Source organism: Rhodanobacter ginsengisoli (assembly GCF_042657065.1).
In the GTDB taxonomy this organism is placed as follows: domain Bacteria; phylum Pseudomonadota; class Gammaproteobacteria; order Xanthomonadales; family Rhodanobacteraceae; genus Rhodanobacter; species Rhodanobacter ginsengisoli.
In genome coordinates this window covers 300,586-309,954 of the sequence record NZ_JBHSNF010000004.1, presented here as the reverse complement: position 1 = coordinate 309,954, position 9,369 = coordinate 300,586, and the positions used below count along the sequence as shown (strand labels likewise).

The following is a 9,369-nucleotide window of genomic DNA, read 5'->3' as shown; positions in this document are numbered from 1 at the left end:
AACATCGCCTTGATGAGTGCGGCCACATCGAGAAGCGCCTGATTGCCGAGTCATTTTGATCAACCAAGGATTGTGATGGACGAACCCAAATCACTCGACAGTCTTTTCAAGGAAAAGCTGTTCCGCATCCCCGACTACCAGCGCGGGTACGCCTGGGGACGCGAACAATTGGACGCCTTCTGGGAGGACCTGATTAACCTGCCCGATGGTCGCTCACACTACACCGGTGTACTGACGTTGAAGGAGATTCCGGTCAGCGAGGTCCACGAGGACGCGAAGGAGTTTTGGCTGGTCGACGATCACTCGTACAAGCTTTACCACATCGTGGATGGGCAGCAGCGTCTGACGACCTTTACTCTGTTTCTGCAGGCCTTTAACGAGCTGCTTCGCAGTTTGCCGGAAAACAAGGGCCTGACAGACAACCTCATCTACCTGACCGACACGCTCAGCATCGCGGCCGTCGAGAGTAAGTTTCTGTTCGAAGTGAAACCGGCCGGCGACGCCTTTCGTACCTACAAGTTCGGCTACACCGTCGACAACCCCAGCTACGAGTACATGCGGTACCGGATTCTAGGCGAAACGGGCGGCGGCACGGTGCGCGAGACGTTCTATACCCTCAACCTCAGCAATGGCAAGCGCTACTTCATGGAGCAACTGCGGGCGTGGCACGAGCAGCAAGGGATCGAGGGCCTGCAGAATATTTATCGCACGTTGACCAAGCGGTTCCTGTTCAACGAGTACATCATCAAGGACGAATTCGATGTGTTCGTCGCCTTCGAAACCATGAACAACCGTGGCAAGGCACTGTCTGACCTGGAGCTACTCAAGAATCGGTTGATCTACCTCACGACCCTTTACACCGACGCGGAATTGGACCCTGCGGAACGCCGAGACCTTCGGGAGTTGGTCAACGACGCTTGGAAAGAGGTCTACTTCCAGCTGGGGCGCAACAAGTCGAAGCCCCTAAACGACGATGATTTTCTGCGAGCCCACTGGATGATGTACTTCAAGTTCTCGCGCCAGACGGGGCGAGACTACATCAAGTTCCTGCTGGATGAGCAGTTCACGCCGCAGCGTGTTCATCGCAAGATGGTCCAACCTGTGGAACTGGAGGAAGCTGAGGAGCAGACGTCAGAGGCGGATCAGGACATCGACGACGAGAACGCTCTCGAGATCACCGAAGCCACTGAGGCCAGAGAACTGGTGATGGTGGCCGAGTTAAGACCGAACGAGATTCGCGATTACGTCAAGAGCCTCAAGGCCTCATCAGTTCACTGGTTCCGCACGTTCTACCCAGCGATGTCAGAAGATTTGACGCGTAAAGAGACAGAATGGCTTCAACGCCTGAATCGGCTGGGTATGGCGTACTTCCGCCCGCTATTGATGGCGATCCTGAAGAAATACGATGATCCCGGCCAGCGTATCGGCATCTTCAAAGAGATCGAGCGGTTTGTCTTCGTGGTATTCCGGTTGACCCAAACCCGTTCGAATTATCGCAGCTCGGAGTTCAGCAATGCCGTTCGCGCAATCGACCGTGGCGATATGGATCTGGCTGAACTGAAGCAGCGCCTGCGCAATCAGATGGGCTTCACTTTCGCGGACGAGGGGCACTTTGATGCCGATGAGTTTTATTTTCTGCTTCAGAAAAAGTTCGAGAACGGTCAGGGCTACTACGGATGGTCCGGCTTGCGATATTTTCTCTATGAGTACGAGTTGAGCCTGTTATCCAGCAGTCGCCAGAAAAAGGTCGACTGGTCGGATCTGCTCAAGACACCAAAGGACAGAATCTCCATCGAGCACATTTATCCGCAATCTGAAACTCCGGCGTGGAAGCCAGTTTTCAAGGGCATTCGCAAGCGAGAGCGAGAAGCGCATCTCAATAGCCTGGGTAACCTGCTGCTGCTTTCTTCAGCGATCAACTCTTCGTTGCAGAACGACGCATTCGTTGAAAAAAAGAAGGCCAAGTGCAACCACGACGGCACCAAGCTTCGCAACGGCTACGCAGACGGCTCGCACTCTGAAATTGAAGTCTCCCATTGCGAGGATTGGGGACCCAATGAGATTCGCGAACGTGGAATCCGGTTGCTGAAATTCATGGAGAAGCGCTGGGACGTCCGGTTCGAGGATGATCATGCACGGGAGGAACTTCTGTTTATCGGAAGCGCCGATGGCGAAGAATCCGACGAAGGAGTTCCTGAATGACTCTCCAGGGCGAGACTCCGAAACACATCAAGCTCGACGAGCGACAGCACGTTGAGAAGCCACTGCTCGATCAACTCGCTGGCCTAGGTTGGGAGGTCATTGACCTCACGGACCAAAAGCAGACTCCGGCTGACACATATCGCGAGAGCTTCACCGACGCCGTTCTACTGCCGGTATTGCGCGAGAGGCTCAAGCTCATCAACCCGTGGCTTGAAGACGACCAGACCGAGGAGGTCGTCAAGCAACTCACTTCGAGCTTCCCGAGCACTAGCCTCCTGGAGAACAACAAACATCTGTTCCAGCTCCTGCTGGAGAACACCAGCGTCAGCGAGAATCGTCAGACCGGAGACAAGAGCCCTACTGTCCGATTCGTGGACTTTATGGCGCGCGACAACAACCGCTTCATCGCCATCTGCCAGTTCAAGCTGCGCGTCCTCGGCACCGAGTACCACATCATTCCCGATATCGTGCTTTTTCTTAACGGCCTCCCGGTGGTCGTGATCGAGTGCAAGTCGCCCAAGGTCAACGACGCGATTCCCGAGGCGATCGACCAACTTTTGCGCTACAGCGAGCAGCGCGGGGCCAAGGGGGAGGGAAATGCGCCGCTCTTCTACTACAACCAGTTCGTGGTGGCGACCTGTCGGCAGGAAGCGAAGTTTGGCACCATCACAACACACACCGAAAAGTACTTTTACCGGTGGGCCGATCCCTATCCACGGACCGTGGACGAGCTGGACCACGGCTCAGGCAGCCCCAACGACCAGCAGCGTCTGGTCGCCGGCATGCTCGATCTGGACAACCTGCTCGACCTGATTCGCACGTTCACGCTTTTCTCGACGAATGACAAAGGTCAGACAATCAAGGTAGTCGGTCGCTATCAGCAGTTCCGGGCAGTGAAGTTGGCAGTGAAGCGGCTACTTGAAGGCCACAACCCTCGCGAGCGCAGCGGCATCATCTGGCACACACAGGGCTCCGGCAAATCGCTCACCATGATGTTCATGGTCCGGGAGATGTACCGCCACGCGCAACTCTCGCACTGGAAGGTCGTGTTCGTCACCGACCGCACCCAGTTGGAACAGCAACTTTCCGAAACGAGCCAGAGCATCGGCTTTTCCGTGAAGCTGGCCGACAGTATCAAGGGGCTCAAGGAACTGCTCACGGCCGACACTTCCGACTTGGTGATGGCCATGATTCACAAGTTCCGCGAGGCGGACTTGTCCGAGACCTTCCCGGAGCTGAACGCCAGCCCCAACATCCTGGTCATGACCGACGAGGCCCACCGATCGCAGTACAAGCTGCTTGGCGCCAACCTCGACAAGGGTATCCCCAACGCTGCCAAGATAGGCTACACCGGCACGCCGATCGACAAGACCGAACAGGTGTTTGGCGACTACATCGACAAGTACACAATGCGTCAGTCCATCGAGGACGGTGTGACGTTGGAGATCGTTTACGAAGGCCGCACGCACAATGCCGAGGTTCCCGATCAGGCCGGGATGGACGCGGCGTTCGAGGATGTGTTCAGCGATTACAACCTGCAAGAGCGTCTGGACATCCTCGGCTATGGGTCGCGGGGCGCCTATCTCGAAGCAGAGCCCACCGTCGAGGCCAAGGCCAAAGACATGGTGGAGCACTACCTCACGCACGTGTTCCCCAACGGTTACAAGGCGCAAGTAGTGGCGACCTCACGTGAGGCAGCCGTGCGCTACAAGAAACATCTGGACGCGGCGCTCGTGGCGGCGGTCGCGAAACTGGAGCAGGCCAACCCACACAAGCTGGACATTGACCGGCTCAGGGCCATGAAGACAGACGTGGTGATCTCCAGCCGCCATAACGATCTGCCGCATCTCAAGGAATACTCTGATTCTTCCAGACACGAAGCGAGCATTAAGAGCTTCAAGATGTCGTTTGGAGGCGAGGAGGATGGTGTCAACGGTGACATGGGCATCCTGATTGTCAACAACATGCTACTGACCGGCTTCGACGCGCCGGTCGAGCAGGTGATGTATCTAGACAAGGTCGTGGTCGCTCACAATCTGCTGCAGGCGATCGCTCGCGTGAACCGCGTGGGCGGCGAGTCCAAGGACAAGGGTTTCGTGGTGGATTATGTCGGTATCGGCCATCACCTCAAGAAGGCAATCGACACCTACGATGAGCGCGAGCAGAAGGAAATCGTTGATGCCCTGAGCTTTCCCGACGAAGAGTTGCAGGAACTTCGGGACGCTCACGCCGCCGTGATGGCTCTGCTCCAGAAGCACGGACTCACGGACATGGGCGATCACGATGCCTTCTACGACGTGTTCTACGATGAGGACATTCGCTTTGAGTTCATGCTCGCATTCAAGCGGCTTACCAAGGCGCTCAATCTTCTGTTCCCTGCCCGCCAAGCGCTTGAATTCATGGGCGACTACCAGGCGCTAGTCGAGATCAATGTCCTCGCCGGGAAGCACTTCCGCGACCAGCGGCTGAGCATGAAAGGGATCCCCGCGAAACTTCGTGCAATCACGGATGCCCATCTTGAGTCTCGGGGCATTGATGTCAAAGTTCCCCCGATTTCGATCCTCGATGAGGACTTTCAGAAAAACGTCGGTGGGCAGCGGCGAACCAAGACTAAGGCGGCCGAGATCGAGCATGCCATCCGCCACCACCTCGACGTCGACCTCAATGATGATCCGGAGCTTCAGGCTTCCTTCGCTGAAGCCCTGGCGACTATCTTCGAACAGTTTCGTGACAACTGGAACAAGATCTACGAGGAATTGGAGCAGCTCCGGCAGCGGATCATCAGTGCAAGCCAGGAACCAACCTACGGGCTACACCGCAAGAAGCAGATGCCTCTGTTCCGGATGTTTAAGCGTGAGCTGTTCGGGATAGGAATTGGCTCGGGCGAAATCGAAGCAAAGACGGTTGCTGAAGCCGCCGCGCACTATGGCATGACGGAGGAAGATGCAGTCGGCCACCTGGTCGACCTGACGCAGAAGGTGTTCCTCGTCGTCGAACGCGAGCTGCGATTGAGAGGGTTCTGGGAAAGCATCCCGGCGCGCAACAAGTTGAAAGCAGAGATCCAGAACGTTCTACTCGCGCCTGAGTTCGAGTCGATGCCCAGCCTGCGAAAACAGCGGGCACACATCATCAGCCGCGTCATGGAGATCGCCGAGAAGAACAACGACATCATCGTGTTTGCGGAGTAGTACGCGTGGATTTTGCCTACACAGTCCAACGGTCCGGAAAGAGGCGCAAGCTTACGATTGTGGTTGAGCGCGACCGTACGGTTGTAGTGCATGCGCCAATGGGAGCGACGGACGAGGCCATCCGTCAGGTCGTCGAGGCAAAGCGGCACTGGATCTTCGAGAAGCGCAAGGATCCGCGGAAGTACCGTGACCTGCCCCACCCTCCGGGCAAGGAGCTCGTCAACGGAGAGTCTGCGCTGTATCTCGGCCGGCAGTACCGCGTTGAGGTGGTCGCCGCAGGACTTGACGCCGTCCAGTTCAACCAGCGTTTCTTGGTGCCTGCGTCGAAAGTGGCGAAGCGGAAGATGGCGCTGCGCGAGTGGTACATCGCGAGAGCCAATGAAAAGATCCTGCCGCGGGTGTCCAGTTTCGCCCGATCCCTCGGCGTTGAGTTTCAGCGCGCCCGTATCGTTGACAACCGCTACCGCTGGGGCTCCTGCACAATAAAAGATAGTGTGAACTTCAACTGGCGCTTGATCAAAGCTCCTACCTTCGTCATAGATTATGTGATCGCACATGAACTCGCTCACTTGATCGAGGCCAACCATACGGCACGATTCTGGAACGTGGTGCGAGCGCAGGTACCGAAGGTGGAAGAGGCCCGTGTCTGGCTTCGTGAGCAAGGACAAGCGCTCGAGGAGGAGGTGTAGGCACAATTGCAAACTGCGGTTCGGCGCGACGGACAGGTCGTGGTTGATGTCGATTTTGGAGGTGAAATGAGGGGTGCCGACCTTTTCCGCTGTCTGGCGGGTGTTTAATGGTCGTGGTCTTTGGTTAGGTAGCGAAAGACAGCCCCGTCCCGCTGACGGTAGATTTGACGGTAGGTGTCTTACTCGTGCCAGCAAGAATGGCTTGCCATAGGGCATTTATGGCAATCATTCGAGAGCACCCATAACCTCAGGTCCGGGCCGCTGACGCGCAGCAGCTGCTCGAAGCCGATACCCGCAAACCTACGACTCAAAAATTCCGGCACCTTGGCCGCGCTCAACGCCGGGTCAGGTTCACTTATCCCCTTGGGCAGCGAGATGCTGACCCCCTTCGTCGCGTGCGTCGCCCGGCCTAGTGCCGGGGACGAAAAGGCGCGCCGGGTGGCGGGTCGAGACCGGGGCCCTGGTCCATCATCTTGCCCGCTCCGCTCTCGCGCCGCTTGCGCTCGGCGACGCGTTGTTCGCGGTCCATCCCGCGGCCGCCGCTCTGATAGCCCGGCCCGGCGGGCGGCTCGGGCAGCTCGGTCTCTCTGGATGTCGGCGACTGCGTGGCCTGTTTGCCTGATGCCTCGTCGACGGCGTGATGCGGTCGCCGCTGACCGGTGCCGCTCTGGCCACCCACGCCACCCTCCGGCTGCGTGGCTCGGCGGATCACATCCTCGGCCTTGTACGATGAGCGGCCGGCGCGTCTGCCTGTGCCCGACGTTGCCGAAGTCGGCGTGGAGGCGTTTTTGCTGTTGCCCTTGAGCTTGTCGGCGTGGGTCATGGCGAGCTCCTGTGTCGTCAGGGAACGTGGGCGCATTGTCTGTTCCGGCAGGTTGCCGCGACGTCGAAAAGTTGTTGCGCCTCGGCGCTGCTCGACTGCCGCGTGCGTCACCGCGGCCACCCGACTGGCGGCATCGCCGCCAGTCCTTGCCGCCATCACCCCCGATGACAGGTGCTTCCAGGAGCTCGCCGTGCTCTTCGGGGACTACCGGAACCAGGCGGGACCAGACACTTGCGCTCGGCCCGGCCGTTGACGTTCACGGTGTCGATCTTGTTGATCATCCGACGCATCAGGTGGCCATCACGCTCTGATTCACCGATCCTAGGCCTTCCCGGAAGTGTCCGCGTTCAGGCGTAAAGCCCTCAGCGGACTGCCCCAAAACTGCGACTCAAAAATTGCGGCACCTTGGCCGCACTCTGCCGATTGATTGCCTCGAGCAATCCCGGGGCGATCGCCTGGCAGCGATACCGATGGCATAAAGAGTCGCCGATATGCAGCAGCAACCGCGTCGACACCTCGGCGTCGGCTTCCGCGCGATGGGCGCTGCCGCGGTAGGTGATGTTCAGGGCGTGCGCCAGGCCGCCGAGCTTGTAGCTGGTCTGGCCGGGCAGCATCCGGCGGGCGAGCTTCAGTGAGCAGATCAGGCCGCGGTGGCGGGGCGACAGGCCCTGCCGTTCGCTCTCGGCGAGCAGGAAGCGGGCGTCGAAGCTGGCGTTGTGGGCGGCCAGGACGTCGTCGCCGATGAACTCCAGCAGCTGGGGCAGCACCTGCGTCACCGGTGGGGCGTTGTCGACCATCCGCTGGGAGATGCCGGTCAGCGCGGTGACGAAGGACGGAATGCGCACACCGCAATTGATCAGGGTGACGTAGCGCTCGGTCACCACGCCATCGACGATGCGCAGGGCGGCGACTTCGGTGATGCGGTCGCCGCCGGCGGCGCTCAGACCGGTGGTCTCGAAATCGAGCATCACGATGGGTTGGTCGAACAAGGTGGATCCGGCAGGTCGCGCCTCTCTCGGCGTCCGAAAAGGATAGCGCCTTGGCCGGCCAACTCACCCGGTCACGTTGCTCCCCGTGTGCGCAGCGCCCTCCCGCACCCCGCGCGACTCAGTGCACCACCTCACCATGCTGGCTTTCCTGGAACGCCTTGGGCGTGCAGCCCAGTTCGCGGCGGAACACGGTGTAGAGGTATTGCACCGAGGTGAAGCCGCAGCGCACGGCGATATCGGTCATCGCGGATTCGCCGCTGCGCAGCAGGTCCTGCGCAATCTCCAGCTTGTGCCGCAGGATTTCCTGGTGGACGCTGCGTTTGAGGCTGCGCCGGAAATGCTCTTCCAGCAGCGAGCGCGAGACGCCCACGTAATTCGCCACCTGTTCGGTGCGGATGCCGAGGCAGCCGTACTGGCGGATGTAGTGCAGCGCCCGCATCACGTACGGGCTGCGCACGGTCTGATGCAGACTCGACGCCGCCACGTGCAGGCCTTCGGGCGGCACCAGCACGCGGGTGTCGCTGCAATTCGCGCCGTGCAGCATGCGGTGCAGCAGGTGGGCGGCGGCGCGGCCCATTTCCTCGGTGCCCTGTTGCACCGAGGTCAGCGGGATGCGGCAGAGCATGCGCGCCAGCGGGTCGTTGTCGATGCCGACGATGGCGACTTCGTCGGGCACCGGGATGTCGGCCATCATGCAGGCCTGCAGCAGCTGGCGCGCGCGCGCATCGGTGGCGGCCAGCACGCCGACCGGCTTGGGCAGCGATTTCAGCCAGGCGATCAGCGCGTCCGTCGCCTCGCTCCAGCCCGCCGCGCTGGTGGCATGGCCGTGATAGATGAAGCTGGTCAGGCCGTCGTTGGCGACCATCTCGCCGAACAGGCGTTCGCGCTCCTCCGCCCAGCGGTGGGCCGGCCCGACCGGCAGCGAGTAGAACGCGAAGTTCTCCAGTCCCTGCTCGATCAGGTGGTCGTAGCCCAGCCGCACCAGCTTGGCGTTGTCGGTGGCGATGTAGGGCAGGCCTTCCGGGTAGCGCGACGCATCGGTGTAGGAGCCGCCCACCGCCACCACCGGCACGTTGACCTCGCGCAGCGCGGCGCAGACCTGGGGGTCGTCGAAGTCCGCGATGATGCCGTCGCCGCACCAGTCGGCCAGGCCGGTGAGCCGGCAGCGGAAGTCTTCCTCCATGAACAGATCCCAGCTGACGCGGGTCGAGGTCAGGTACGCGCCGACCCCGGCGATGATCTGGCGATCGTAGACCTTGTTCGCATTGAACAGCAGGGCAATGCGATGTACGCCGTGTGGAGTGCCCATGAGAAGCGCCCGTGTGGTTGCCGGGGCGCGCGGCAGCCATTCCGTCACGCCTGATCCAGGACAAGTCGAACATCGCCCGGAATACCCCCGGGTTTCCTGTCCGAGGCTAGCACGAGTGAATGGGGGCACAGGGGCATTTGCGGCGGGTGCAAAAGAAGAAACATCAGTC

General features: G+C 60.0%; 6 protein-coding genes. 3 read left to right on the top strand and 3 right to left on the bottom strand.

Annotation, left to right across the window (positions count from 1 at the left end; translation table 11 throughout):
• The first annotated feature begins 75 nt into the window (after positions 1 to 75).
• Genes ACFPPA_RS17380 through ACFPPA_RS17370 form a run of 3 tightly spaced genes read left to right on the top strand, consistent with a single transcriptional unit; the run spans position 76 to position 6,079 of the window.
• The gene (locus tag ACFPPA_RS17380) at positions 76 to 2,202 is read left to right on the top strand and encodes a GmrSD restriction endonuclease domain-containing protein (RefSeq protein WP_377322194.1); all 2,127 of its coding nucleotides are present in this window, start codon (positions 76 to 78) and stop codon (positions 2,200 to 2,202) included.
• Positions 2,199 to 5,390, top strand: coding sequence for a type I restriction endonuclease subunit R (locus tag ACFPPA_RS17375; protein WP_377322192.1), 3,192 nt, complete (start codon positions 2,199 to 2,201; stop codon positions 5,388 to 5,390). The genes ACFPPA_RS17380 and ACFPPA_RS17375 overlap by 4 nt, the downstream gene beginning before the upstream one ends.
• 5 nt (positions 5,391 to 5,395) lie before the next feature.
• Positions 5,396 to 6,079: a M48 family metallopeptidase gene (locus ACFPPA_RS17370; protein ID WP_377322190.1), complete on the top strand. Its 684-nt coding sequence runs from the start codon at positions 5,396 to 5,398 to the stop codon at positions 6,077 to 6,079.
• Between the two features lie 409 nt (positions 6,080 to 6,488).
• On the opposite strand, the gene ACFPPA_RS17365 is transcribed toward ACFPPA_RS17370, so the two are convergent.
• From ACFPPA_RS17365 to ACFPPA_RS17355, 3 genes are all read right to left on the bottom strand, one after another.
• Positions 6,489 to 6,902, bottom strand: coding sequence for a hypothetical protein (locus ACFPPA_RS17365; protein ID WP_377322188.1), 414 nt, complete (start codon positions 6,900 to 6,902; stop codon positions 6,489 to 6,491).
• A gap of 362 nt (positions 6,903 to 7,264) precedes the next feature.
• Positions 7,265 to 7,891 (bottom strand): 3'-5' exonuclease, encoded by a 627-nt coding sequence (locus ACFPPA_RS17360; RefSeq protein ID WP_377322186.1) that lies wholly within the window; start codon positions 7,889 to 7,891, stop codon positions 7,265 to 7,267.
• Positions 7,892 to 8,009: 118 nt separating this feature from the next.
• Positions 8,010 to 9,200 (bottom strand): XylR family transcriptional regulator, encoded by a 1,191-nt coding sequence (locus tag ACFPPA_RS17355; RefSeq protein WP_377322185.1) that lies wholly within the window; start codon positions 9,198 to 9,200, stop codon positions 8,010 to 8,012.
• Positions 9,201 to 9,369 lie beyond the last annotated feature (169 nt).